The organism is Metabacillus litoralis (assembly GCF_020524045.1).
Classification (GTDB): Bacteria; Bacillota; Bacilli; order Bacillales; family Bacillaceae; genus Metabacillus; species Metabacillus litoralis_C.
In genome coordinates this window covers 33,640-58,634 of record NZ_JAIVKL010000016.1, presented here as the reverse complement: position 1 = coordinate 58,634, position 24,995 = coordinate 33,640, and the positions used below count along the sequence as shown (strand labels likewise).

Below are 24,995 nucleotides of genomic sequence, written 5' to 3'. Positions count from 1 at the left end.
ACAATGGAATAAAGAAGATCAATTTGTCCACATCACAAGCAAAAGATTTTCTGAAAGAGAAGATAGTATTACACCTGTAAAAGTTTATTCAAACCTAGAAGAAGTGACATTAACTGTAAACGGTATAGATTACGGTAAGGGTACAGTGCAGCAGCCAGGTTTATTTATTTGGGAAAGTGTAGAACTTAAAGAAAGTGGCAATGAAGTAATTGCAACAGCTGAAAAAGAAGATGGAACGAATGCTACAGATACAGTTACTACTTGGGAAGTTACTGAATAACATTATTTAAGCGATCTACAAGGTACAAGGTGTACATTCATTCTATAGAACAAGTCGATTTTCCTAAAGAAAATTAGCTTGTTCTTTTTTTGTAGAAATTTAAAGACACTGTAAAACTCTAAAACAAATGTTAATATATAAGAAACCATTATAATTTTACCTTCAAAGATTGGAGGATATATTAATGAGACTCAAAAGTCATGACGAATTGTTAGAAAGAATTAATACAAGAACTGACATCGAAGAAAATATATTGCAGACTCTCGACCATTTCCCAAAAGATATAAATCAAATACTTGAAATTCTTAAGAATAAGTATAATGATGGAAAAATTATTATGGAAAAAGACGAGAATGGAATTGTTACATCTTATCCCAATGATGTGGATAAATTAAATAATTTTACAATCAGGAGAAAAACAAAATATATACCTATTTTAGAACACAAACATGAATACATTGAAATCGTTTATGTTTTACAAGGTAGTTTTATTCAGGAGATACAAGGAAGGCAAATTCAAATGAACAAAGGGGATTTATGTATTTTAGATAGAAATGTTTTGCATAGCTCTTTACCTTTAGCTGAATCTGATGTAGTTGTTAATATTACCTTGACTCCAAAATTTTTCGATGGAATTTTTATGTATTTATTATCCGATGATAACTATATTTCGAATTTTGTTATCAATAGTCTTTATTCTAAGAGTAAGTCAAAAAATTTCTTAAAACACCATGTAATAGAAGGTACTTTGATACAGAAAATTTTAGAGAACCTCCTGCTAGAATACTATTCAACAGAACAAAGATCTACAGCTGCTATTAACGGCTATTTTCTAATACTTTTTACAGAATTATCAAGAGAAATTACAAATAGAACTGGTGAAGATATTAAGAATGAACAACATAAGGTAAAGGAAAAGATTTTAAAGTATATTAGAGATCGATATAAAGATATTAAACTTAATGACATGGCAGAGTATTTTAATTTTCATCCAAGTTACCTAAGCAGCCTTATAAAAAAAGAATTTGGTAAAAATTTAAAAGAGTTACTAATTGAGCTCCGAATGACAGAAGCAAGTGAATTACTTAAAAATACAGATATGACAATTGAAAATATCGTACTTGAAGTTGGTTATAAAAATTCTAGTCACTTTTATAATATATTTAAGAAAACCTACGGGATGACTCCAAACCAATATAAAACAAATGTAATAAAAAAGATATTTGAATTCTAATTGAAACTTGTCCTATTTTTTGACTGAAAACCCGCTAGAATTGCGGGTTTTTTCCTGTTCCTAAATAAATAGAAGGAAACAATCTGAAAAATAAACCTAAAAAAAACATATAATCTCCTAAAGTTACAACATTACTAAATGATCTTTAAATTTGTAAGATTATAAATGTAAGCGTTATTAATTTTAGAGTGAGGAGGTTAAGAAACATTGTGACTTAATCTTTATAGGCTTGGAAATGGAATATTCGCAAATTAGTTTGTTTAGTGAACTAATAAATGGTATAGGGGGAAATTAAGATGAAAAAGAAAAAGTTATCTTTGATATCAATGTCATTGTTATTAGCAGGAAGTGTCTTAGCTGCATGTGGAAATTCTGAATCTAGTTCGAATGAAGAAGGAGGAGGAACAGAAGGTAATAAAGAACCAATCGTACTCAAACTAGCGGAGAATCAACCAGATGATTATCCAACAACAATTGGTGACAAAGAATTTGCGAAATTAGTAGAGGAAAAAACAGATGGTCGTTATAAGGTAGAGGTTTACTCAGGTGGTCAACTTGGTGATGAAAAAAGTGTCATTGAACAAATGCAACTTGGAACAATGGATTTAGCAAGAACAAATGCTGTACCTCTTGCTGAGTTCTCAAAAGAAATTGGTGTGCTACAAATGCCATACATCTTTAAAGATGAAGACCACAAATGGAACGTACTTAATGGTGAAGTAGGAGAAGAAATTTTAGGAACACTAGAATCAGCCAATATTGTGGGCTTAACGTATTATGATTCTGGTAACAGAAGTTTCTATAATTCAAAACAACCTGTTGAATCACCAGAAGATATGAAAGGACTTAAAATTCGTGTTCAGCAGTCAGCTTTATTTGTAGATTTAGTCGAGGCTTTAGGGGCATCAGCAACACCAATGGCTTATGATGAAGTGTATTCAGCATTACAAACAGGTGTTATTGATGGAGCTGAGAATAACTATCCTAGTTATTATTCTTCTAACCATTATGAGGTGGCAAAGTATTTCACATTAGATAATCACTCTGGAGTACCTGAAGTATTAATGGCTTCAAAATCACTATGGGATAAATTAAGTGACGAAGATAAAGTAGCTTTTAAAGAAGCGGCAATTGAGTCCCAGACTGCACAACGTGAAGCGTGGGATAAATTAACAGAGGAATCAAAGAAAGCAATTGAAGAAGCTGGTAATGAAGTTGTTGTAATTGAAGATACAACTCCATGGAGAGAAGCTGTTCAATCTGTTTATGATAAGCACGGTGGAGATTATAGTGAGTGGATCGAAAAAATCGAAAATGAGTAATCTACTAAATTTAAAAAATGGTTCATGTTCATTAGTAGGAGTATATCTCCTATTAGTGAACATGGCAAAATGGCCCTTTCAAATAGGCTAATTAGAATTACAAAAAAATCAACTTTCAAATAATAAAGCTTATGCTACAAACAACATACCCATAATTCTTTAACATAAGGCATTCATGAATAGCAAGTTTAAAAAACCTCCTATTCATGAATGTCTTATAAAAGGATTGCAGGTGTTAGAGCATGAATAGTTAGGAGGCCCTTTGCATATGAAAGCTTACAAAAAAGTTAAAAATGGGTTTGACCAAGGGGTAGACACAATTGCAATGACCTTTATTGCTATAATGGCAATCATTGTCTCAGCGACTGTATTTTCTCGATATTTTTTTAGTTACACACCTCGTTGGTCTGCAGAAGTTTCCTTGCTCTTGCTAATTTGGGTAAGCTTCATCGGAATAGCTGTAGGATTTCGCGAAAAACTTCATATTGGGGTAGGAGTCTTTGTGGGAATGCTTCCAAAGAAGGCACAAGCATTTTTTGATTTCATAACAAAGATCATTGTCATAATAGTAGGAATTTTATTCACTTATTTTGGAATTAAATTCACCATGTTGATGGGGAATTCAACGATGTCAGGTACTGGACTACCTCAGAGTGTCTTATATGGTGCAATTCCTGTATCAGGTATTTTAATTGTTATTTATGGGGTTGAATTGCTCTTTAAAAAAGGTATGCATCAAGAATGGGAAGAAAACACAGAGGAGTGATGAACAATGGGTATTTTTATTTTAATGGGGAGCTTTGTTTTACTCTTACTTTTACGGGTTCCTGTTGCCCTATGTTTAGTCGTATCATCATTTCTAACCGGAATGTATTTAGATATAGACTTAGCAGCTTTAGTTCAACGAATGGTTGGTGGATTAAATTCCTTTTCTCTCTTAGCTATCCCTTTCTTTATCTTAGCGGGTGAGATCATGAATGAAGGTGGTATTTCCCGACGCCTAATCAACTTATCTAATGTCATAATCGGAAAAGTACGTGGTGGGCTAGCTATGGTAAACGTTTTAGCAAGTACTTTTTTTGGAGGAATTTCAGGGTCAGCCGTTGCAGATGTTTCTTCGATAGGCTCAGTGTTAATACCAATGATGAAAAAGAAGGGTTATGATTCTGATTATGCTGTCAACGTAACGATATCCAGTGCAGCGCAAGGGGTCATGATACCGCCTAGTCACAACATGATTATCTATTCAACAGCAGCTGGTGGTGTTTCAGTTGGCTCACTTTTTATGGGTGGATTAGTACCTGGCTTGTTACTAGGTTTGGTATTGATGATCATCACGTATATGATTGCTGTAAAGAGGAAGTATCCAAAAGGAGAACCGATTAAACGAGAAGAAGTTCCAAAGATTATCCGTGAGGGATTATTGGGCTTGTTAACAGCTGTCATTATTATTGGAGGAATTGTGACTGGTATTTTTACAGCCACTGAATCAGCAGCAATTGGGGTCCTATATGCATTTATTATCACATTCTTTGTTTATCGAGATATTCCAATTTCGAGAATGGGAATTATTTTGAAAAGAACGTTTAATACATTAGCAATGGTTATGTTTTTAATTGCTGCTTCATCAGCATTTGGGTGGCTTTTGGCTTTATTAAAAGTTCCGGCTATGGTGACAGAGGGATTAATTTCAATTTCTCCAAATGATGTTGTGACATTACTATTAATCCTTCTTATTTTATTAGTATTAGGGATGTTCATGGATATGGCACCACTCATTCTTATCGCAACACCAATCTTACTACCAGTAGCAACAAGTGTCGGGATGGATCCTGTACAATTCGGAGTAGTTCTTATCTTGAGTTTAGCTATTGGTTTAATTACTCCTCCTGTAGGAACCTGCATGTTTGTTGGGTGTGCAATAGGAAAAATCCCGATCGAAAAATCGGCTAAAAATATGCTCCCATTCTATGGAGCAATGATTATTGTCTTATTACTGATTACATTCATACCACAACTAACCCTTACTTTGCCGAAAATATTAATCAACTAGATTAGAAGACTGTTATGCCTAAATAAGCAGTAAATCATAGGCATAACAGCTCTTTGAAGATATATCAAGTTACACTAAACACTCAACTAGAGCTCTACATCCTATGAATATATCAAGCGTTTGTTAGTAGTTTACAGTTTTTAGTTTTATCTTTAAATGAAAACGCTTAAAAATATGAGGAGGAATAATATGGCTTCAGTATCTAAGAAAATAAGGAAATTTTCAAAGTTAAGAAAAAGAGTTTTAGCTAGTACACTTGCACTATCATTAGCCGCTCCTGTATTGGGTGTACAAGAATCTTTAGCTGCAGATAGTGGTAACCTAGGACAGTTTGAAAACTCAGGACCAAGTGCATATACAGGTGTTGGGGCAATTGAGACATATAAGATTGCAGCAAAAGAAAATCAACCGGAAATTGAAGTTGCTTCTCCAGAGCTAGCTATAGAAGAAGCTGGTAAGTATTTTAGAGATGCAAATAGAAATGGTACCCTAGAATTATATGAGGACTGGAGAAAACCAGTCGATCAACGTGTTGCCGATTTAATCGAGCGCATGAGTTTACACCAAAAAGCAGGTTTAATGCAAATTAATGTGAACTTCTCGATGAATAATAACCCAGGGGAAGATGGAAATTTATTAACAGAGGGAGGCATTAACCAACTTGTTGAACAAAATATGCGGTATGTCATTTTCCGATCAACACCAAATTTAGGAACTTTAGCAAATTTTAATAACCAAGTTCAAAGATATGCAGAAGACCTGGACTTAGGGATTCCGGTTACGATCATATCAAACGCACGTAACCATGCTTCAACGGACTACACTAATATTGGAGAGGCTGAAGGACAACATACATTTTGGCCTGGTCCATTAGGATTTGCTGCAGCTGGTGACGCAGAAGCAGTACGTGAATTTGCTGATATTGCCAGAAAAGAATGGGATGCTGTTGGTATTCGTAAAATTTACGGTTACACAGCGGATGTAGGAACAGACCCACTTTGGGCAAGAATTGAAGACACATTTGGTGAAAATCCAGAAGTTGCCGGTGAAATGATTTATAACGCAATAAAAGGTTTTCAAGGTGATATGCTCGGAAAAGATAGCGTTGCCATTACAGTTAAGCACTTCCCTGGTGGTGGAGCACGTGATGATGGTTTAGATCCGCACTTTGAAGATGGAAAATTCAATCCATACCCTACACCTGGAAGTCTATTAAAATATCATATTCCCCCGTTTGAAAAAGCAATTGAGGCAGATGTATCTTCTGTTATGCCTTATTATGCTTACCCAAGCAACACAAGTGCAGACCAAGGGTTGGACTGGTACAACGAAACGCAGCAATTCGAAGAGGTTGGTTTTGCGCTAAACAATGGAATCTTAGGGTTTTTGCGTGAACAACTAGGCTTCAAAGGTTATGTAAACTCAGATACGGGTGCTGTAAATGATAATGCATGGGGTGCTGAAGATTTAGAACTACATGAAAAGTTTGCAAAAGCAATTAATGCTGGAACAGATATCGTTTCGGGTTCCAATAATCCAGACGCTTTAATTAAAGCGGTTGAGGAAGGTTTAGTAACAGAAGAAACGATTGATGAGTCAGTTACATTATTGTTAACGGAAAAGATGAATTTAGGACTTTTTGAAGACCCATATGTAAATCCGCAGGTGGCTCTTGATCTGGTTGATCGTGATAAAAATCCAGAAGTATTTGCTTCTGCAGAATTAGCACACCGCAAATCTGTTGTTCTAATGCGTAATGATGAAGTTGATGGTGAAAATCTATTACCGTTAACAGAAGAAAAATTAGAAAATGTTAAATTGTACGTAGAAGGGTTTGTTGGAGCAATTGCAGGAAGAGGCGTAGCAGATCCAGCTGCAGACATTCAAGAGAAAGCTCCATTACAATCTGCTGCATTTACGACAAATTTAAAAGTAACACTTGAAGAAAAGTTCCCTAACATTATACTAGTAGATACTGTTGAGGAAGCAACTCATGCTTATGTCTTTGTACAACCAATGCAATCTAACTGGGATAATAATCCACGTATTACAGTTGGGCCTGAAACGGCAATTTTCGATACAGACAAAATCGTTGATATTCAACAAAAAGTTCCAACCATTACGGCAATTAACTTTACCAATCAGTGGCTAATTAATGAACTTGAACCAAATGCTGCAGCATTAATCGCTACTTTTGGTACTTCACAAGATGCAGTATTTGATGTTATTACTGGAAAATTCGATCCTGTTGGAAAACTACCATTTGGTATTCCAGCCAGTGAGGATGTAGTGGAAAGAGAAATTGGCGATGTTCCTAGTTTTGCTGATGAAGAAATTGAAGATTTCGCTTATGTAAACGCTGCTGGAGACGCATATGCTTACAACTTTGGACTTTCTTATAGTGAAACGAACCCAGGAACAGATCCAGGAACAGATCCAGGAACAGATCCAGGAACAGATCCAGGAACAGACCCAGGAACAGATCCAGGAACAGATCCAGGAACAGACCCAGGAACAGATCCAGGAACAGACCCAGGAACAGATCTAGGAACAGACCCAGGAACAGATCCAGGAACAGATCCAGGAACAGACCCAGGAACAGATCCAGGAACAGATCCAGGAACAGACCCAGGAACAGATCCAGGAACAGATCCAGGATCTATTGAAACACCAGGAACTGATAACGAAAACCAAAAAGGAAATGAGTTACCAAAAACTGCTACTAATCAATATAACTCTTTAATATTTGGACTAATTTTGCTATTAATTGGTAGCGGGGTATCTGTCATTATAAGAAAGAAAAAAGTAGGTATGTAATATATTAAAATTGAAGGAATGTAGTTCGATAGAAATAAGGAAAAGCACTTTAATAGAAGGAAAGGAAAAACCATCCCAAATAAGGATGGTTTTTCCTTTAGACGTGGCAAGTAAGTTTTTCTAATCTGAAAGTATCCTTCATTAAAATAAAAGTCGATTTGTAAACTGTAGATTTAAATGTTGATTGAATTGATATAATAGTAAAAACTCTGTCAAACAGAAAACAGAAAACAGAAAGATTCACCATTTTTGTCTTAATTTATGAAAATAAAAAGATTAGGGATGGGAAGATTTTATGACTAAATTTATTTACTTCTTATTCGACACATGGCGTGTAGTCCTTTTCCCATCAAGTTCCGCAGCTTCTAACGTACACCTCTATTTCTTTATGGAGTTCTTTCTCATCTTTTCAACAGAGGCACTAAGTTTAAATCCAGTATTTGTTGGGATTATCATGACTGTGATGAGGTTATTGGATGGTATAACAGATCCTTTCGTAGGATCAATGATAGATAGAACACAAACAGGAATCGGTAAATTTACACCATTTTTACTAGTAGGATCTATCCTTCTATCAATTAGCTTGGCTATGATAATAGTTGTGCCATTTTATATCCCTCAACATTATCACTATATTTGGGTTATTAGTTGGTTTGCTATTTGGATGATAGGATATAGATGTATGACAACAGTTAATAAATCTGTCCTTTCGATCATAACAAGGAATCCTAAACACAGACCAATTTCTGGGATTACAGGGGGGCTTTTTTCGGTTGGTATTCGATTAATCATTTTTAGTGCCATTGTTCCGATTTTACAAAACAGTGGTGGAATGAGCTCTCAAGAAGGATGGATGAAAGTCCTATTGTTTATCTTAGGACTTCACTTGTTATTATTTATTCTTGGTCTTTTTTCTATTGTAGGCGTGGATAAACCCCAATTCTATAGGGATATAAAAGTATCGACGAAAATGAAGCTGAAAGATTATTTTGGAGTGATTAAAGAAAATAGAGCCTTACAAATGCTTTTAATTGCTGCATCAACTGATAAACTAGCCATTATTGTAAATAGTGCATCAACAATTTATTTTTACATGTATGCTGTGAAAAATTTAGATTTACTTCTTTTCGTAAAAGGAGTTTTCACTCCAGTGGCATTCATTGGAGCATTTATTACCGGAGGAATAGCTATTAAATTTGGAGTAAAAACCATTTGTTTTAGGAGCGTGGGGAAATTTTGTAGTAACGGTTATTTTGATCATCTTTAGACCTTTTGCAGATGAATCTTTCGTAATGATCGTGTTTATTGTGTTAATGGCCTTGAATATGTTATTTCGGCGTTTAAATGATCAAAATGTGAATCCCATGATCGCTGATATTATTGATTATCATACCTACAAAACTGGAAAATTTATGCCTGGTACAGTTGGTGCTACTTTTACCTTTGTTGAGAAAATGATTAGTTCATTTGGAAGTACAATTGTCGGGTTAGCAATGGAGCTGCAGGTTATACTGCAGGTGCTGAACCAACAACCGCACTCTTCTGGACAGTAATTGGTCTTTATTTATTTTTACCGTTGTTGAGTGACATAACCAGTATCCTCGTAATGAAATTCTATCCAATTGATAATGAAATGTATAAAAAAGTGTATACTGAACACACAGATATTAAAAGCTGAGGTGGACTTTTATGTACTACCCTTACGAAAGTGTCGTCGTAAACGAAGAAGTACCCGTATTCTTGCTCATGACAACAGTCAAATACGTCGCCATGCATTGGCACGACCGAATTGAATTCTTATTAGTGTTAAAAGGAAAAGTCCACGTTTACGTCGGAAGAGATGATTATACCTTACATGAAAATGACCTTCTTCTTATTAATAGTAATGAAGTTCACGGAGTTGAATCAGATGTAGAGAATACGATATTGATTGTTCAAATTCCCATTTCATTTATAAAAAAATGCTATAAAACGATAGAACAGGAACGATTTCAATGTCAATCTTTTCTCCATGAAAATCAGCAGCAATTTAATGAAATTCGAACATTGCTCACTCAGTTATGTCTAAAAGTAAAAGAAAAAAAAGAAAGCTATGATTTAAAGGTTCATTCTCTTCTTCTGGACACCATCTATCTCCTTGTAACTAACTTCAAGTTGAAAAATCAACAAGAATTAAAACAAAAAAGCAAAAAAAATATTGAACGTATGAATAGAATTACCAATTACATAGAGAAACATTACATGCATCCTCTTTCACTCGAAGAACTAGCAGAAACCGAGCAGTTAACTCCCCCATACTTATCAAGATATTTTCAACAGCATATGGGGCAAACATTTCTGAAATATTTAAATGGAGTTCGCCTCGAGCACGCTCTTTATTATTTATTAGAAACAGATTTTCCCATCATTCAGATCGCAATGGAGTGCGGTTTTACTAACTTAAACACATTCCATAAGTTATTTAAAGATACGTTTCATACAACACCACATCAATATCGAAAGAAGCAATCAACATCTTTTACAACTCCTCGTCGGAAAAAAGAGGGTGTAGAAGGGTATGAATTTGTAGAGGAAAATGACATTCGGTACTTATACAAATATTTAGAAAAAGATAAAAATCAGTATGATTTATCGTAAAAAAGTAAACGTTTTCAAAATGAACCTTCCTTATAATTAAGTTAACACACAGTTTTTACAATGCTGTTTATTTAAAAAACTTATTATTGGAGGGTTATTTTATGTATAAAAATCCACATTATTTCTCACATCTTGCACATGTTGAATTAATTAGCCCAAAGCTAGAAGAATCGGTTGAATTTTTTAAAAATATTATCGGATTAGAAGAATCAGATAGAAAAGGGAATTCCGTGTATTTCCGTGCCTGGGGTGAACACTATCATCACAGTTTAAAGATTACAGAAGGGGAAGAACCTGGCCTTGGCCATATTGGCTGGCGTGCTGATAGTCCTGCTGCCCTGGAAGAAGCAGCAGCACAAATTGAAAAACTTGGACAGGGAATTGGATGGATTGAAGGTGACTTAGGACATGGTCGTGCGTATCAATTTCAATCACCTGATGGTCATTTAGAGGAAATTTTCTGGGACGTAGAAATTTATGAAGCACCAGCAGCACTTCAAAGTAAATGGAAAAATCGTCCGCAAAAAAATCCAGGGCGCGGGATCTCTCCACGTCGTCTTGATCACATTACCTTACATAGTAACGATGTGGCAAAAGATCGTGAATTCTACCAAAATATCGGATTCCGATATAATGAAGGAATCTTTTTAGATGCAAATGAACCAGGAAGTCCAGAAATTGGTGCATGGCTTTCGGTGACAAATCTATCTCATGATATTGCTTTCTTAAAATCTCACAATGGAAAGCCAGGCGGTTTCAATCACGTTTGCTATGCGGTTGAAAGTAGAGAAGAGGTTCTACTCGCAGCTGACCATATTATTGAAAACGGATACGAGTTAGCAATGGGTGGACCAACTCGTCATGCTCTTGCCGAAGGCTTTTTCTTCTATGTTGATGAGCCAGGCGGAAATCGATTTGAATTGTATGCAGGAGCACATTTAGTGTTTGCACCTGATTTTGGTCCATACAGATGGAGTCTTCCTGAAAATCCAAATGATGCCTGGGGTAGAGAAATGCCATGGGATAAATCTGGTAAAATTATAAAATAATTTTACCTTAGAGGCTAAGTTTAATCGTGGTGTTTAGGGAGTTGAATAAGTTTTGCCGAAATGACTCCCTATCACCAATAAAAAGCAAGGCCTTATGACTGCTAACAACTTGTTTAACAGAATCAGATCAATAGAAAGGATGTTTTATAGATGTGGCACTTTTTCCCTGAAAACTACATGTGGTCTTATCAGATTGTAAGAATGATAAGTCAGTCATATTTTGGAGGCGGTGAAGTAAATGAGATTTTGGATGCCGCTAGTCGAATGAAGCTTGGTGATTTTGATAGTTTTCATAATGAATGGATGAACGCCGGTAACAAGTCACTATCAACAGCAAATGATGCAATGGATAAAGGCTATAAGGAAACTGCTAGAGCAGCATACTTACGTGCAGCCAACTACTTCCGTACATCTGAATTTTTCCTGCAGCCAGAAGATGAACGCAAACTACCAACCTATTTAAAATCAGTTGAGTCCTTTAGAAAAGGCGGAGAATTGCTAGACAATCCACCAAAGGTTGTTAATGTTCCATTTGAATATGCCTCTCTTCCAGGATATTTCTTTGAAGCGCCTGGTCAAAAAAGAGGACCTTTAATGGTGATGTTCGGTGGTTTAGACTCAACAGCAGAAGAATTATACTATGGCCCTGCACAATTTTTAAATCAAAGAGGCATTTCCCTTTTAGCTCTTGATGGACCTGGTCAAGGAGGAGCATTGCGACTTCACAAAATTCATTCAAGACATGATTATAATACAGCAGGAACAGCTGCATATGAATGGGCCGTTGATAATTTAGATGTCGATCCTGAGTGTATCGGAATTATGGCCGTTTCAATGGGAGGTTATATGGCGGCAAGATGTGCAGCGTTTGAACCAAGATTTAAAGCATGTGCGATCTGGGGTGCTGTTTACGATTATAATGATGTTTGGCGAAAACGACCTGATAATCATCCTTTAGCTAAGATCCTGCAACATATTTTTGGTGTAGAAGACATGCCGGCTGCAAGAGCGAAACTGGAGCATTATAACCTTCGCGGTGTTGCCGAAAAAATTCAAATGCCTACTTATATTATTCACGGTGAAGATGATCGTCAAAATACAGTGGATAATGCCTATAACGTATATAATGAATTAACTTGCCCAAGATGGTTGAAAATTGTTCCGAAAAGCAGTCCAGGTTCTTCTCATTGTCAAGTGGATAATGTTATAGAAACGTACGAAATGTATGATTGGCTCAAAGAACAGTTAACGAGCTAACAAGGGGGCCCTTAGTAAATGAAGTTTGTGACATTTTACAATTCAGAAGGAAACATGCGTGCAGGATGTCTGATAAATGATAGAGTGATAGATTTAAATCTCTCATCTGATGGGTATTTACCTGATTCAATTGTGGAACTTATAGGAAATCAAAATCAATATCTACCTATGGTTCAGTCACTGGTTAACAAGAAAGATGTTCCTTCTTATTTATTGGAAGAGGTACGTCTTGCTCCACCTTTACCAAATCCAACTAGCTTTCGAGACTTTGTTGCTTTTGAAACACATGTTAAAAACGCAACAAAACGAAATGGTGATACAGTTGCACCTGAATGGTATGAAATGCCGATTTTCTACTTCTCCAATCACAATTCTATGAAGGGACCAGATGAAGAGGTAAAGAGACCAGCAAAGTGTTCAAGACTTGATTATGAGCTCGAATTAGCTTGTGTAATTGGAAAAGAAGGAAAAAACATTAAAGCTAGCGAGGCTGAAGATTATATTTTTGGCTATACCATCCTAAATGATTGGTCTGCACGAGATCTTCAAATGAAAGAGATGAAAGTGCTTCTAGGACCAGCAAAAGGAAAGGATTTCGCAACGTCTATTGGACCTTATATCTTAACTAAGGATGAACTAGATTCGTATAAAGTTGGTCATGTTTTTGATTTGGAAATGACGGCATCTGTAAATGGTGAGGTTCTCTCGAAGGGGAATTTTAGAGATGTATTCTATAGTTTTGGAGAGATGATTGAAAGGGCATCAGAGGAAGTCACCTTGTATCCAGGCGATATCATTGGATCAGGAACAGTCGGATTTGGATGCCTTATGGAACTTGGTACAGATGTTCATCCATGGTTAGAGCCGGGAGATGAAGTGGAATTAAAGATTACTGGACTAGGTTCTTTAAAAAATAAGATTATCTAAGAAGGGACAGATACAAAAGATGAAAATTGTCGACCTTAGTGTATCAATTGAAGAGGATTTGAAGGATCCTCTTCCTTTTTCTATCCGCTATGAAACACATGAAGAAGGAGCGGAATTCGGTGCAAAGCTTGTCGGAGTGACGCCCGATGACTTTCCAGAGAGAAAAGGACTTGCCGGTGAGTTTTTAACCTTAACAAGTCATGCAGGAACTCATGTGGATGCACCTTGGCATTATTGGCCAACAGCAGAAGGGAAGCCTGCTCGAACAATTGATGAAATGCCGCTGGAATGGTTTTTTAACGACGGTGTTGTGCTTGATTTTACTGACAAACCAGCAGGCTATGCAATTACAGTTGAAGATGTGAAAGAAAAACTCGAGATTATTAATTACAAATTGAAGCCTTTAGATATCGTCATGATCCGATGTGATGCAGATAAAAAGCGATATGAATCTAACTATAGTGAAATACATGTAGGTGTCTCAGCTGAAGCTACCCTTTGGTTAGTTGATCAAGGAATCAAAGTAATGGGAACTGACGGTTGGGGCTGGGATACACCACTTGCCATCCAAGCTGCTGATTACAAACAAAATCCACGTGAAGGTGTTCTTTGGGCAGCTCATTACGCTGGAAAAGAAAAGGAATATTGCCAAATTGAAAAACTAGCAAACTTAGATCAATTGCCTCCCTACGGCTTTAAAGTATCAGTGCTTCCGGTGAAGATAAAGGGAGCAAGCGCAGGTTGGACGAGGGCAGTGGCAATCATTGATTAAAAAACTAAATCAAAAATTAGCGTTTTGCAAGCACTTCAAAAAATGTGAGGAGGTACTAGCTTGACAAATCAATATGTAAAAAAAGTACTCGTTATTGGTGGAGGAATAAGCGGATTGTCAGCAGCGATTGCTTTAAATAAAATTGGGATTGAAGTTGAAATAGCTGAAAAAGAATTAGAGTGGAATGTGTATGGTGTTGGGATTATTCAGCCACCTAATGCTCTAAGAGCTCTTAATGAAATAGGCTTAGCAGATGCTTGTATGGAACAAGGTACGTCATATCCAGGTTTTGATTATTATACGGGTCAAGGTCATTTCCTGTTTCACACAGCATCTCCAACAATTGAAGGCTACCCAGGTGTAAACGGAATCTCAAGAAGACAGCTACACAATATTTTATTTGATTCCGTTCAATCAATTGGAACGAAAATATATATGGGTACAACAGTAAATACCATTGAAGATCAAGGAAATGGCGTAAAAGTCGAATTAAATAATGGAATAACTAGCACTTACGATTTAGTGATTGGATCAGATGGTGCAAATTCTAAGGTTCGAACATTACTATTTGGTGAAATCGAACAACGATATAGTGGGCAAGGAGTTTGGAGATATAATCTACCACGACCAAAAGAAATTAAGAATGGTCTTTTTTACTATGGTAAAGATGCAAAAGCAGGATTAGTTCCAATGTCTGACGACTTAATGTACCTACTTGTAACAACAAATGAACCAGGAAATCCTAGGTTCCCTAACGATCAATTACATGTTTTATTAAAGGATCGAATGACAGAATTTGGAGGGATTATTGCTGATATCACTAAGCAAATCGTCGATCCTTCTGAAGTCGTTTACCGCCCAATATTTACGCATCTTATACCAGGTCCATGGTATAAAGGAAATGTTTTACTAGTCGGTGATGCCGCACATGGAACAGCTCCACATCTAGGCCAAGGTGCTTCAATTGCGATTGAAGATGTTGTCGTTTTAGCTGATATTTTAAAACAAAACATTCCTGTTCAAGAAACCATGGAAGCATTTATGGAAAAACGATTTGAACGCTGCAAAATGATTGTAGAGAATTCCGACCAATTAGTTGAGTGGGAATTATTAACTGCTGCTGGAAAAATGACAGAAAAAGTGAACGTTGGAGAGTTTGTAAAAATGACTCTGGGAAAAATGAATGAACCTTTTTTAACAGAGTTAAATGTTTAACATAGTAACATAATTTGTATACGCTTTCATTTTAGATTGTTAAAAAAGGGTAAGGAGGCATTAAAAATGAATGGTTTAAGCAAAAGCAAACGTTATGAGAATTTCCTTGTCATCATTATGTTTTTCGTTGTCGGGCTTGTGTTTTTAGATCGATTAAGTTTAGGGTTTGTTTTTCCTATCATGGGACCGGATTTAAATCTATCAAATACACAGCTTGGTTTAACAGTTGGGATTACAAGTTTATTCTTTGGAATCTCTACGTTAATCTTCGCTAGTCTTTCTGATTTTCTAGGGAAAAAGAAGGTCATGCTCGTTATCTTTGTTTTTGTTTTTTCAATTGCTACCTTACTAACTGGACTTGTTGGTTCATTTATTGCTTTAATTATGACGAGAATCATCATGGGATTAGCTGAAGGGCCAGTTATGCCGTTAGTTCAATCGATTGTTATGGAGGAATCCTCTGAGAAAAGAAGAGGATTTAATATGGGAGTTATTCAAAGCGCTTCCTCCTTGATTGGAGGAGCAATGGCACCTGTATTGACCGTTTCTCTAGCAGTTGCTTTTGGCTGGAGATCAGCATTTTATATCATTGCCATTCCAGGGATCATCGTAGGTATTATCTTATGGAAGTATTTAAGAGAACCTAAAGTTGTTGAAGAACATGACGAGAAACATCAAAGGGTAAAACCAACGAAAGCAGATTACTTTAACGTATTTAAAACAAGAAACGTATGGCTATGCACAATTATCGGGACTTGTAATATGGTCTTCATCCTGACTCTTACCGCTTTTCTTCCAACGTTGTTAGCGAACTCAACAAACTATAAAGATGCTCAGATTGGCATGCTGCTTGGATCTATGGGGCTCATGATGTTTGTTGGGCAAATGGGAGCACCTGCACTTTCTGACCGTATAGGAAGACTACCTATTCTTAAAATCTTTTCATTTATTGCCATTTTCCTTCCAATCATGATCGCATTATATTACCAAAACTTTGTTGTTTTAATTATCTCAATGATTATCCTCTCGATTGGTAATGGATATCAACCACTTGTGATGAATATTGTGCCAGCTGAATCTGTATCTCGCAGATTTACTGCTACTGCGATAAGTTTCGTTATTTTAACAGGGGAAATTATTGGGGGATTTGCTGGTCCGATGATGGCAGGGGTTTTAGCAGATAAATATAGTTTAACAGCACCATTATGGGTTACTGCAATTGCTGCTTTTATTGCGTTTATATGTACTTTTGGCATTAAGGAAACAGCACCTATTAAAGTAGAGCAGTCTAAAGATATAGATTTAACGATGTAATCATTTTTTGAGGTTTATATTCTCGATATTTCACAGAGCAAAAAAAATTAATCAATATTTTAAAAAATCATCATATTGTTCCATATATAGGTAAAGTGGTGTTTTATAAGGACCAATTTTATACTATCCTATATATACAGAGAATGAATAAAACATGATAAAAAATGGAATCGGTTACTTAAGTGGGATGTTTGGAAAACAAAGACATTAACAGAACGTTCTAAAGTATTATTTTTGTAGAATTGGAAACTCGTTTAGAACAAAGAGTTTCTATTAAAAAAATAATTTTGAACGAACAAAGGAGCTTTTGATATGAAAACGAAAGTAGGGATTATCGGAGCAGGTCCAGCCGGTTTAATGTTATCACATCTCTTGCACCTTGAAGGTATTGAATCAGTGATCCTAGAAAAACGCCCTAGAAAAGATATTGAGGGAACGATCCGTGCAGGGGGTTTAGAGCAAGAGACAGTAGATCTTCTAATTGCGTCTGGCGTAGGCGAAAGAATGATGCGAGAAGGACATACCCATCATTGAATTGAGCTTCAATTCAATGAAGTCCGACAGAGAGTAAACATGCATGAGCTTATGGAAGGGAAAAGTATTATGGTATATTCCTCAACATGAGGTCATAAAACACCTTGTAGCTGCTCGATTAAAGGCAGGTGGAGAGATACTCTTTAATGCAGATAATGTTAGTTTGCATGATGTAGACAAACAATCACCGAAAATTAGATTTCAGTACGATGATAGTGATCATGAACTTAGCTGTGATTTTATTATAGGCTGTGATGGCTACCACGGGCCAAGTAGAAAAGAAATATGGTTCACAATGAGGTCGTTATTGTAAGCGCTTTAATAATACTTATTGGTCAATTTGGTGGGAGCTTAAAAAATCTCAGCGCCGTTCAATTAGGTGCACATGTTAAAAAGGCGGTTCTAGAGCAGGTAGGAGTTTGGGGTGATCAAGTTGATGAGGTCATCATGGGAAATGTACTTCAAGCTGGTCTCGGTCAGAACCCAGCAAGACAATCTGCTATACATGCAGACCTTCCTGAACATGTATCTGCTTTCACGGTAAATAAAGTGTGTGGATCAGGATTAAAGACTGTTCATTTAGGGACTCAAGCTATTTTAACAGGAGATGCCGAAATCGTGTTGCTGGTGGAATGGAAAATATGAGTCAGGCACCTTACTTATCTATGGCAGCTAGAGAGGGTTATAGAATGGGAGATCAGATACTCATAGATAGTATGATTCATGATGGATTGTGGTGTGCTTTTAATGATTATCACATGGGAATTACAGCAGAAAATATTTGTGACCAATATGAAGTAACGCGGCAGGAACAAGATGCATTTGCTGCATGGAGCCAAGAAAAGGCAGCAACAGCTATAAAAGAAGGGAAATTTAAGGATGGAATTGTAGAAGTAGAAATTCCTCAACGAAAAGGAGAACCAATTTTGTTTGACACAGATGAATATGTAAAGGTGGAAACAACAGTAGAAACATTAGAAAAGCTAAAGCCAGCTTTTAAAAAGGACGGACGTTTAACCGCGGGGAATGCATCAAGAATTAATGATGGAGCAGCTGCTGTTCTCATGATGAGTCTTCGCAAAGCAAAAGAACTTGGGATCGAACCCTTAGTCACAATTCGTGCTAATGCAAGTGCTGCTGTAGACCCAAGTATTATGGGGATCGCTCCTGTGCCAGCCACGAAAAAAGCATTAAGTAAAGCGGATCTTACAATCAATGATTTAGATTTAATTGAAGCGAACGAAGCATTTGCAGCACAAGCACTTGCGGTTGGAAAAGAGCTTCAATTTTTAAAAGAGAAGTTAAATGTAAATGGTGGAGCCATTGCCTTAGGACATCCGATTGGGGCAAGTGGAGCAAGAATTCTGACGACATTAATCCACGAATTAAAAAGAAGAAATGGAAATATGGTTTAGCGGCATTATGCATCGGTGGTGGTCAAGGAGTTTCAACCATTATAGAAAACTATGAAAAAGAGGTGCAGTAAAATGAAAAAAATATTTACTAGTTTTGAAGAAGCAGTTCAAGATATTAAGGACGGAATAACGCTTATGGTTGGGGGGTTTGGATTAGTTGGAATACCAGAGAACCTCATCAAAGCTCTATGTGAGAAGAATGTGAAGAATTTGACCGTTATTTCAAACAACTGTGGAGTTGATGATTGGGGACTTGGGCTTTTACTTAAAAATAAACAAATAAAAAAGATGATTTCATCTTATGTTGGTGAAAATAAAGAGTTTGAAAGACAAGTACTAAGCGGTGTATTAGAGGTACAACTAACCCCACAAGGTTCTTTAGCAGAGAAAATTCGTGCAGGTGGTGCAGGCATTCCAGCCTTTTACACCCCAGCTGGAGTAGGGACACCGATTGCAGAAGGTAGAGAAATAAGGGAATTTAATGGGAAGGAGTATTTGCTAGAAGAGTCCCTTACAGCTGATTTTAGTTTAATTAAAGCGTGGAAAGCAGACAAAATGGGCAATGTAATCTATCGGAAAACAGCTCAAAATTTCAACCCTATGATGGCAGCAGCAGGGACAATAACAATTGCAGAAGTAGAGGAAATTGTTGAAGTAGGAGAACTAGATTCAGATCAAATACATACACCAGGTATTTATGTTCAAGGACTTATTGTTGGTAAGCATAAAAAGCGAATCGAAAGACTTACTGTTCAAGCATAAAAAAGAGGAGGGACAAAGATGAGCAAAAACGTAAGAATACAAATTGCAAAAAGAGCAGAAAAAGAGATTCAAGATGGTTTCTATGTAAACTTAGGAATAGGGATGCCTACCATAGTTGCAAACTATATTTCGGAAAATAAGCAGGTTGTTTTACAATCAGAGAATGGGTTATTAGGGATTGGTCCTTATCCAACAGAAGAAAAAGTCGATCCAGATTTAATCAATGCGGGAAAAGAAACAGTAACGGCAATAAAAGGTGCCAGCTTCTTTAGTAATGCAGAGTCATTTGGCATGATACGTGGTGGTCATATTGATTTAGCGATCTTAGGCGGTATGGAGGTCACAGAAAACGGTGATTTAGCCAACTGGATGATACCAGGAAAAATGATCAAAGGTATGGGAGGGGCAATGGATTTAGTTCACGGGGCCAAAAAGATTATTGTCATCATGGAACATGTGAACAAGACAGGCCAGCCAAAGATTCTAAAAAAATGTTCGTTACCATTAACTGGTCAGAATGTTGTTAATCGGATTATTACTGATCGTGCGGTTATTGATGTAACGGAGGATGGATTGAAATTGATTGAAGTGGCACAAGGTTATAGTGTACAGGATGTTATTGATTCTACTGAGCCGGAGTTGATTGTGACTGAACAAGTTTTGAGTGATGCCTATTAGCAATTGTATGATTGTTTAATCGACAAAACCTTGGATATTGTACAAAAAATGTACAGACTTAATTTATTTCAATGATTTGTTAACTTATTTTACAACCAAAAGCCAAAAACGTTGATTTACCAATACTTAATTAACTCTATTTTATTACTTTAACCTCTATTAATTCCCCACCCAATTTTGACATGGTAGGGGTCGGGGGTTCGAATCTCTCTCGGATCATCGAAGTGAGAAGCTTCATTTCCTAGTAGGTATATGGAATTGGAGCTTTTTTTATAGTGATAAGTGTTATTAACACGTCTAGAATAAAGTCACCTTTAATAGGAAATTGTTCTTTTAATAATTATTAAGTAAGCGTATATTAAGTGGGAAGTTGGTAATTTTTTTTCGCCAACTTCCTACTCGTTATTTTATTTCTATAAAATCATTATAGATAACAACCTGATCTCTTCCCATATTTTTAGCTTTATATAGGGACTCATCTGCTAGCTGAATCATGTTATTGATTGATAAGTTTTTATTGCTAGTATTACTACAAACTCCAATACTAACAGTTAAAAATAGGCTATTTCCATTTTCTACTGAAAAAGAGTGTATATGAAGAGTCTTAATTAACAACTCGGATATTTCCAACGCCTTTTTTTCGCCAACATTGTTCAGCAGTGCTATAAATTCTTCCCCACCATATCGTCCAACAAAACCTATATCTTTAATTATCTCTTTTATTCGATCAGCAACAAAGATTATAGCTTTGTCACCTATGTTATGACCATAAGTATCGTTAACCTGTTTGAAATGATCAATATCTATTAATAGGATTGTTACATTTTGATTTAATTCAATCGATTCTTTCATCATATTGTTTGCTTTATCTAAAAAGTATTTTCGGTTTAATACATTTGTTAGGTGATCATACATTGCTGATTTTTGTATTGATTGATAGTTGATTAAGTTGTCTATTAATACCATATATTGCTCCCTAAAATATGGGATAACATTCTCTACCTCGTATGTATCTATTTTAAGGTTCTCTTGACTATAAGTAATAAGAAGAGCTTCATGTCCCTTACAATCTATTGGTATTGAAAGGTATGAGCCTGAAGACTGATGAATACCTAATATACTTAGATCTACATCAGTTGCATAAGTTAGTTTTTTAAATTGTTCTTGATCTATATTAAATGTGTGATTAACTAAAGTTTCACCTTTTTGAGTTAATATAGACCAACCTGATTTATTTTTAGAAAGGTAAAACCCATTTTCAAACTTTGTCAGAATCATTATTGTAGTAAGACCACTAACCGCTAACTCTTTTATTTCCTTCATACCTGACATTTGTTTGAAAGAACTTTGTATAAGTGTTTGCATGTAATATTTCTTTGATTCCAGCTCTTTTTCTAAAGTAATCCTTTTAATCCTATCAGCTAACCCCAATGATAAAACCAATACTTCGATAAGAGATCCAATTTTGGGGGCAAATAAGGTTATAGGAGTAAGTGGAACTAGCTTATATGCAGCCAAGATATTTAATAAGACTCCTATTAAAAGAAAGACCCATGCAGCAATGAAAAATTTTGCTTCCCTTGTTTTTAACCTTACTTTTATTGCAATTAATAGTATAAACAGAACAAAGATCGTTGCAATAAGGGTACTAGTCATGGTTGAGATACTGATACTAAGTGTAAAAGGAAGTATCAAAGCTATTGCACACACTGTATTAAAAATATTGACCAATTTAAATAAAATAGGTGCTTTCCTTTTTAATTGTAAAAAGTGTTTTGTGAACTGTAATGCAAATATTGCAGTCCAAAGAATAAAGAATGAATTTGATCTTAATGCCCACCAAGGATAATCTCCCCATAGCCATTGAAATGCATATCCATCCCATATTGATTGCATCGTTGTAAATCCAGCAATAAATAGAATGTAATAAAAATATGTTTTTTCTCTAAGTGAAAAGAATAAGAAACTATTATATAAAATTAATCCAATCATTGTGCCATAAAATAGCCCGTACATCATTTGTGCATTAGAATTTTCTATTGAAAATGCCACAGGGTCCCAAATAGTGATGGGCGCTTGAAAAAAGCTGTCGGTTTTAATCTTTAGATAATATGTACTTGCTTTTTCTGAAGGTTGTAGTTCAAGAGCGAAAATTAGATTACGATGTCTTATATTTCTCTCATTAAAAGGTTTACTGTAGCCAATTGTTTCCTTTAATTCAAGCTTTTGATGGGTAACCGAATATAATGAAACTAAACTTAAATGTGGCTTTTTTAATTCTAGTAATATATCTTTTGGAGAATCACTAGTATTTAAGATATTTATTTTTATCCAGTAGGTAGAGTGTGCAATGTCTCCGTCTATATCCAGCTTACTTATAGGAAGAAATTTGTCTTGCTTTTTAAGAATCTCGTTTTCTGAGATATTATTTTGATCAACGTATACCTCCCATGAATCTTTTATATTCACTTTTTCAAATTCGTTATTAATAATCATATTTTTTGAAGAAGCAAAAATAACGTTCCTGTCTGTAAGAATAAATGTGAAAAAGAGAATAAAAATAATTAATATTATCTTCTTAAAAGCCATTTTCATGAGGTTGGACTCCTTATTGCAAGAATTATTGTATAATTATATCATGAGCAATTCGTATTAAAACGAATAATATTTGGAGGATCTTATGAATTCAAAGTCATTTAACAATCTATTGCCAACGTTCAAAACGGGAGATTTAATCCTTTTTAGTGGTCAATACTCTATAAGTAAGTTAGTAGAAAAACTTGAAAACAGCATGTGGTCACACGTTGGAATGGTAATACGTCCAGATCCAAAGGGAGAAGTTTATTTTTTTGAGTCAACAGCATTAACTAATTTACAAGATGAATGGTTTCATGATAATAAGACAGGACCAAAAGTCGTGAAACTTTTAGATCGACTTAAATCATATGGACAAGATGTCACTCCTTATGAAACTCCTCAATATGCACTTCGTTCATTAAACCTAAATCACAAAATAGATCAACAAAAGCTATTTGATTATATTAAGGAAGTACATGGAATTCCAAATCCTAGTGAATGGAAAATGATTGAAGAGGTAATCGAAGGAAGATATTTATCTATAATCTCCAAAAATATTGACTATACATGTAGTAGGTTAATAGGTGAAACATATAAGACATTAGGAATTGCATCATTTAACATCCCTCTTAATGGTTTAATTCCTAGCGATTTTTCTTCAACAGGGAAAATTCTGATAAAAGATGGCAATTTGGAAGAAGAAGTATTAATTGATATCAAGGAAAACGTTGAACATACGTAGAATATTTTCGGAGTATAAATGCATAAATTTTAAAAAGTATTCAATTATGCAATTTAAATTAAGCTTTAATGTGTATCATTCGGACAAACTAGTGAAGCAGTAATCAAAACAGAAATCTGACTAAATTAACTTTGCATAAAATAGTTATTAACACAACGAAATAAAAATAGTTAAAACGTCTCGAATTCCTGATAGTAATGGATTTGAGACGTTTTCTATTAGCTTTGGAACTAAAAGAAAAGCGTAATTAACACAACTATGGAAAGGAAAGATTAACCTTTTGCTAATCCTTTATGATCTGGGATTTGTGGAGGTTGTTCTAACCATGCATTCTTAATCATTATTTCCACACCGCTCCTCGCAAATTGAGCTACTTCTGTTGTCAAGCGAACATAAGAGGTTGCAATATCTGTTCTTAAGGAGGCTGCTGAAGCAGTTGCATAATTGGATATACTAGATGCAATGATTAAAGAAGTATGAAACATAATTAATTTATCAGAAAATGGTGGTACTGTTGAATCGGTTACTTCTAAGTCCCAAGGCATTGGTGAGGGAAGATCATCATCTGTTAACATTGTTGTAAAAACCTGCACATGTTTTGTAGCGATTTCCTTCCCCTTTAAACAATAGTTACGAACTTTTTTAGATTTTGCCACTTGTGCAAGTCCTGCCATAAGAGCTTTCCCTAAGGAATTCGTTTCAACATTTGCCTCTATATGAGTAATTTCAATCACATTTAATGGTCTGTTTTTGTTAGTAAGATTTAGTATTCCTCCTAGATAACTCTTTTCATCAACAAAATCAACATGATTGGAGGTTGTTACATAAGGTGGTCTTACAAATAATCCCTTTGATAATAATGTTTCTGCTGTTTTATTATATAACTCAGTTGAAGTTTGTATTGCTTGACTTAGGAATGCACGGACATCGGAGTGGGCACTGGTTGCTAATGCTACACCATAAATAGATAAACCAACCTTAGACATGTTTTTAATGTAATATAAATAAAATGAATCTGAATACAATCGTGGAGCATGTGGACTTACATCTTCATCTGTAAATCCAATTGGCATCGGTTGGTTATCATTATGTAGTATTTTTTTACTAAAATTAAAATTTTCGATTGATATGTCGAGCGCAAATTGTAATATTGACTTTATTTCAGAATCATCAACATTGGATAAAAAATACTTCAAAATACAAATAGAAAAACTGTTGTTTTGGTAGGTGCTCCAAACCACTGATATTTCAGAAGATGTTAACCTTAAATTACTTTCTTCTCGCATTTTTAATCCTCCAGATGTTTTGTTATAAGTAATATCCACTTGTCCAGGAAATTTATTCAGTTATTAAAAGAAGGTAACTTTGTCCCCTATCATATTATGTGTGCTTAACTATGAAATATCCTTC

The 24,995-nt window shown here is 35.4% G+C and carries 22 protein-coding genes and 1 pseudogene; 21 read left to right on the top strand and 2 right to left on the bottom strand.

What is annotated here, in order from left to right; genetic code table 11:
* Positions 1-31 precede the first annotated feature (31 nt).
* From LC076_RS24420 to LC076_RS18975, 20 genes and pseudogenes are all read left to right on the top strand, one after another.
* On the top strand, positions 32-280 hold the full coding sequence (locus LC076_RS24420) for a DUF4982 domain-containing protein (RefSeq protein ID WP_226670720.1): 249 nt from the start codon (positions 32-34) through the stop codon (positions 278-280).
* A 184-nt stretch (positions 281-464) separates the two neighbouring features.
* Positions 465-1,514 (top strand): AraC family transcriptional regulator, encoded by a 1,050-nt coding sequence (locus LC076_RS19060; protein ID WP_226670678.1) that lies wholly within the window; start codon positions 465-467, stop codon positions 1,512-1,514.
* A gap of 296 nt (positions 1,515-1,810) precedes the next feature.
* Entirely contained in the window at positions 1,811-2,836 is a 1,026-nt protein-coding gene (locus tag LC076_RS19055) for a TRAP transporter substrate-binding protein (protein ID WP_226670677.1), read from the top strand.
* Positions 2,837-3,104: 268 nt separating this feature from the next.
* A complete protein-coding gene (locus LC076_RS19050; protein ID WP_226670676.1) occupies positions 3,105-3,602 on the top strand; it encodes a TRAP transporter small permease in 498 nt (165 codons plus the stop codon).
* Positions 3,603-3,608: 6 nt separating this feature from the next.
* Complete coding sequence (locus LC076_RS19045) at positions 3,609-4,889, top strand: TRAP transporter large permease (protein ID WP_226670675.1); 1,281 nt, start codon at positions 3,609-3,611, stop codon at positions 4,887-4,889.
* Positions 4,890-5,078: 189 nt separating this feature from the next.
* Positions 5,079-7,706 carry a glycoside hydrolase family 3 protein gene (locus tag LC076_RS19040; RefSeq protein ID WP_226670674.1) on the top strand — a complete coding sequence of 876 codons (2,628 nt, stop codon included), beginning with the start codon at positions 5,079-5,081 and terminating at the stop codon, positions 7,704-7,706.
* Positions 7,707-8,001: 295 nt separating this feature from the next.
* Positions 8,002-8,973: an MFS transporter gene (locus tag LC076_RS19035; RefSeq protein ID WP_264191613.1), complete on the top strand. Its 972-nt coding sequence runs from the start codon at positions 8,002-8,004 to the stop codon at positions 8,971-8,973.
* A gap of 25 nt (positions 8,974-8,998) precedes the next feature.
* A complete protein-coding gene (locus LC076_RS24260) occupies positions 8,999-9,259 on the top strand; it encodes an MFS transporter (protein WP_264191612.1) in 261 nt (86 codons plus the stop codon).
* A 136-nt stretch (positions 9,260-9,395) separates the two neighbouring features.
* Complete coding sequence (locus LC076_RS19030) at positions 9,396-10,343, top strand: AraC family transcriptional regulator (protein WP_226670673.1); 948 nt, start codon at positions 9,396-9,398, stop codon at positions 10,341-10,343.
* A 101-nt stretch (positions 10,344-10,444) separates the two neighbouring features.
* Positions 10,445-11,392, top strand: coding sequence for a VOC family protein (locus LC076_RS19025; RefSeq protein WP_226670672.1), 948 nt, complete (start codon positions 10,445-10,447; stop codon positions 11,390-11,392).
* Positions 11,393-11,542: 150 nt separating this feature from the next.
* Positions 11,543-12,649: an alpha/beta hydrolase family protein gene (locus LC076_RS19020; protein WP_226670671.1), complete on the top strand. Its 1,107-nt coding sequence runs from the start codon at positions 11,543-11,545 to the stop codon at positions 12,647-12,649.
* 18 nt (positions 12,650-12,667) lie between these two features.
* Positions 12,668-13,576 (top strand): fumarylacetoacetate hydrolase family protein, encoded by a 909-nt coding sequence (locus LC076_RS19015; RefSeq protein ID WP_226670670.1) that lies wholly within the window; start codon positions 12,668-12,670, stop codon positions 13,574-13,576.
* A 19-nt stretch (positions 13,577-13,595) separates the two neighbouring features.
* Entirely contained in the window at positions 13,596-14,348 is a 753-nt protein-coding gene (locus tag LC076_RS19010; protein WP_226670669.1) for a cyclase family protein, read from the top strand.
* A 60-nt stretch (positions 14,349-14,408) separates the two neighbouring features.
* A complete protein-coding gene (locus tag LC076_RS19005) occupies positions 14,409-15,563 on the top strand; it encodes an FAD-dependent oxidoreductase (protein ID WP_226670668.1) in 1,155 nt (384 codons plus the stop codon).
* 66 nt (positions 15,564-15,629) lie between these two features.
* Complete coding sequence (locus LC076_RS19000) at positions 15,630-16,877, top strand: MFS transporter (protein WP_226670667.1); 1,248 nt, start codon at positions 15,630-15,632, stop codon at positions 16,875-16,877.
* Between the two features lie 312 nt (positions 16,878-17,189).
* Positions 17,190-17,411: an FAD-dependent monooxygenase gene (locus LC076_RS18995; protein WP_226670666.1), complete on the top strand. Its 222-nt coding sequence runs from the start codon at positions 17,190-17,192 to the stop codon at positions 17,409-17,411.
* A gap of 43 nt (positions 17,412-17,454) precedes the next feature.
* Positions 17,455-17,724 (top strand): FAD-dependent monooxygenase, encoded by a 270-nt coding sequence (locus tag LC076_RS18990; RefSeq protein ID WP_226670665.1) that lies wholly within the window; start codon positions 17,455-17,457, stop codon positions 17,722-17,724.
* Positions 17,697-18,897, top strand: a pseudogene (locus LC076_RS18985) (acetyl-CoA C-acetyltransferase). Before LC076_RS18990 ends, LC076_RS18985 begins: the two are co-directional and overlap by 28 nt.
* Before the next feature lies 1 nt (position 18,898).
* Entirely contained in the window at positions 18,899-19,588 is a 690-nt protein-coding gene (locus LC076_RS18980; protein ID WP_226670664.1) for a CoA transferase subunit A, read from the top strand.
* Between the two features lie 18 nt (positions 19,589-19,606).
* On the top strand, positions 19,607-20,266 hold the full coding sequence (locus LC076_RS18975) for a CoA transferase subunit B (RefSeq protein WP_226670663.1): 660 nt from the start codon (positions 19,607-19,609) through the stop codon (positions 20,264-20,266).
* 402 nt (positions 20,267-20,668) lie between these two features.
* On the opposite strand, the gene LC076_RS18970 is transcribed toward LC076_RS18975, so the two are convergent.
* Positions 20,669-22,861, bottom strand: a complete 2,193-nt coding sequence (locus LC076_RS18970) for a diguanylate cyclase (RefSeq protein WP_226670662.1) — start codon at positions 22,859-22,861, stop codon at positions 20,669-20,671.
* Positions 22,862-22,946: 85 nt separating this feature from the next.
* Here LC076_RS18970 and LC076_RS18965 point away from each other — a divergent pair, with 85 nt between their 5' ends.
* Positions 22,947-23,585 carry a hypothetical protein gene (locus LC076_RS18965; RefSeq protein ID WP_226670661.1) on the top strand — a complete coding sequence of 213 codons (639 nt, stop codon included), beginning with the start codon at positions 22,947-22,949 and terminating at the stop codon, positions 23,583-23,585.
* 272 nt (positions 23,586-23,857) lie between these two features.
* Here LC076_RS18965 and LC076_RS18960 read toward each other — a convergent pair whose 3' ends face one another.
* Entirely contained in the window at positions 23,858-24,871 is a 1,014-nt protein-coding gene (locus tag LC076_RS18960; protein WP_226670660.1) for a DUF3231 family protein, read from the bottom strand.
* Positions 24,872-24,995 lie beyond the last annotated feature (124 nt).

Coding starts and splice junctions, on each gene's coding strand:
- LC076_RS19060 (WP_226670678.1), top strand. CDS start 465: ATGAGACTCAAAAGTCATGACGAATTGTTAGAAAGAATTAATACAAGA.
- LC076_RS19055 (WP_226670677.1), top strand. CDS start 1,811: ATGAAAAAGAAAAAGTTATCTTTGATATCAATGTCATTGTTATTAGCA.
- LC076_RS19050 (WP_226670676.1), top strand. CDS start 3,105: ATGAAAGCTTACAAAAAAGTTAAAAATGGGTTTGACCAAGGGGTAGAC.
- LC076_RS19045 (WP_226670675.1), top strand. CDS start 3,609: ATGGGTATTTTTATTTTAATGGGGAGCTTTGTTTTACTCTTACTTTTA.
- LC076_RS19040 (WP_226670674.1), top strand. CDS start 5,079: ATGGCTTCAGTATCTAAGAAAATAAGGAAATTTTCAAAGTTAAGAAAA.
- LC076_RS19035 (WP_264191613.1), top strand. CDS start 8,002: ATGACTAAATTTATTTACTTCTTATTCGACACATGGCGTGTAGTCCTT.
- LC076_RS24260 (WP_264191612.1), top strand. CDS start 8,999: ATGATCGTGTTTATTGTGTTAATGGCCTTGAATATGTTATTTCGGCGT.
- LC076_RS19030 (WP_226670673.1), top strand. CDS start 9,396: ATGTACTACCCTTACGAAAGTGTCGTCGTAAACGAAGAAGTACCCGTA.
- LC076_RS19025 (WP_226670672.1), top strand. CDS start 10,445: ATGTATAAAAATCCACATTATTTCTCACATCTTGCACATGTTGAATTA.
- LC076_RS19020 (WP_226670671.1), top strand. CDS start 11,543: ATGTGGCACTTTTTCCCTGAAAACTACATGTGGTCTTATCAGATTGTA.
- LC076_RS19015 (WP_226670670.1), top strand. CDS start 12,668: ATGAAGTTTGTGACATTTTACAATTCAGAAGGAAACATGCGTGCAGGA.
- LC076_RS19010 (WP_226670669.1), top strand. CDS start 13,596: ATGAAAATTGTCGACCTTAGTGTATCAATTGAAGAGGATTTGAAGGAT.
- LC076_RS19000 (WP_226670667.1), top strand. CDS start 15,630: ATGAATGGTTTAAGCAAAAGCAAACGTTATGAGAATTTCCTTGTCATC.
- LC076_RS18995 (WP_226670666.1), top strand. CDS start 17,190: ATGAAAACGAAAGTAGGGATTATCGGAGCAGGTCCAGCCGGTTTAATG.
- LC076_RS18990 (WP_226670665.1), top strand. CDS start 17,455: ATGAGCTTATGGAAGGGAAAAGTATTATGGTATATTCCTCAACATGAG.
- LC076_RS18980 (WP_226670664.1), top strand. CDS start 18,899: ATGAAAAAAATATTTACTAGTTTTGAAGAAGCAGTTCAAGATATTAAG.
- LC076_RS18975 (WP_226670663.1), top strand. CDS start 19,607: ATGAGCAAAAACGTAAGAATACAAATTGCAAAAAGAGCAGAAAAAGAG.
- LC076_RS18970 (WP_226670662.1), bottom strand. CDS start 22,861: ATGAAAATGGCTTTTAAGAAGATAATATTAATTATTTTTATTCTCTTT.
- LC076_RS18965 (WP_226670661.1), top strand. CDS start 22,947: ATGAATTCAAAGTCATTTAACAATCTATTGCCAACGTTCAAAACGGGA.
- LC076_RS18960 (WP_226670660.1), bottom strand. CDS start 24,871: ATGCGAGAAGAAAGTAATTTAAGGTTAACATCTTCTGAAATATCAGTG.